The 1,693-nt window shown below is 74.0% G+C and carries 1 protein-coding gene; it reads left to right on the plus strand.

Going from position 1 to position 1,693, the window contains the following annotated elements; genetic code table 11:
* Nucleotides 1–469: 469 nt before the first annotated feature.
* Nucleotides 470–1,693 (plus strand): ATP-binding protein (locus QH283_RS25495; protein WP_280505474.1); only part of this gene is annotated, 1,224 nt, incomplete at its 3' end.

The raw sequence follows: 1,693 nt of genomic DNA on the forward strand, positions 1-1,693 counted from the left end.
GGTCGTGGCAGGCCGTGCGGTCATCGGATGAGTGTCGTCCCCGGATTCGGTGCGGTCGCGGTCTCTGGCCCCGATTTCTACCCGAGCGCACCGACAGCGCGACCGGTGCCCCCTCGGCGCGGCACGGAAACCGCTGTGCGCGGCGGGAATTGGCGTGCCGGGAAGTATTGCGCCGAACCAACCGGTCTGGCATTCTGTCCTGTTCGGCTCCGCCGGACCACCCGCTCGCGGGTGCCACGCGTCGAGCTGCCCGTCAGGGCTGGTCGAGGGGTGGACATCGAAGCGCAGCGACTCCTTCGATGACCATTGCCATCCCTTGCGGGCAGATTCGCGTGTGCCGTCGCCGCACGAGGCCGGTCCTCCGGCCGATGTGCGCGACCCCGGGGATCGGGTAGCGTTTCGTTCGGCTTTCGACGACGGAGCCGGATACGGGGGCGGATCCGGCCGGGCTGGAGGGGGAATTTCCCGGGTGGGTTGGCAGCGATCGCTCGACACGGCGGGAGCGGCGGATCTCGCCGCCCTGGTCGCCCGGCGGATCGCCGCCGACCCCACGGTCGCACCGGATGTCGAAGCGGCCGTCCTCGACGCCCTCGGTCCCCGGGGAACGGGCGCTGCCGCGGCGGGTTCCCGGCCCGGCGCCGCACCCGGTCCGGGTGGATTCGACGGCGGTGGATTCGACGGCGGTGGATTCGATGTGGAGGGGATCTTCCTCCAGGCGATCCGGGTGCGCGGTTTCCGCGGCATCGGCGCGCAAGCCGAACTGCCGTTGCGGCCAGGTCCCGGCCTGACCCTGGTCGTCGGGCGCAACGGCTGCGGCAAGTCCAGCTTCGCCGAAGCCGCCGAACTCGCGCTCACCGGCGGCAACAGGCGCTGGGACGGGCGCTCGGCCGAGTGGCGGGAGGGCTGGCGCAACCTGCACGAGGGCGAGCACACCCGGATCGAACTGGAACTGCTCACCTCGGGCCCGCGGCCGCGGCGGCTGGTGGTCAAGGAGTGGGACGCCCGCGCCGCGCTGGACGAGGCGCGCTGGACCCTGGAACAGCCCGACGGCTCGACGTCCGGCTTCGACCCCGTCGCCTGGGGCCCGGTGCTCGACCTCTACCGCCCGTTCCTGTCCTACAGCGAACTGGGCAGCCTGGTCGACGGCAGGCCGAGCGACCTGTTCGACGCCCTGCACCAGCTGCTCGGCCTGGACGAACTGATCGCCGCCCAGGACCGGCTGCGTTCGCGCAGGCTCGACGGCGAACGCGCGGCCAAACAGGTCAGACTCGACCGCGCGGCCCTGCTCGCCGAACTCGACGCCGTGGCCGACGAACGCGCCGCCCGCGCCGCGGCGGTGCTGCGCGACGAACGCCTCGACCCGGTCGCCCTGGCCGAATGCCTGCGCGGGGACAGCGACACCGGCGACACCGGCCTGCTGCGCGCCGTGCTCGGGCTGACCGTCCCCGAGGCCGGGGAGGTCGCCGCCGTCGCCGACCGGCTCGTGGCCTGCGCCGCCGCGCTCGATCGGCTCAGCGACGCGGGCACCGACTCCGACCTGCGCAGCTACGACCTGCTGCGTCGCGCCCGGGAACACGCCGTCGCCTCCGACGGCTGCCCGTGCCCGGTCTGCGGCGCCGCACCGCTGGACGCCGGCTGGCTGGCCGCCACCGACCGCACCCTCGACGACCTGGCCGCCCGCCTGGCCGCGGTC

This window comes from Nocardia farcinica (genome assembly GCF_029867845.1).
Classification (GTDB): Bacteria; Actinomycetota; Actinomycetes; order Mycobacteriales; family Mycobacteriaceae; genus Nocardia; species Nocardia farcinica_A.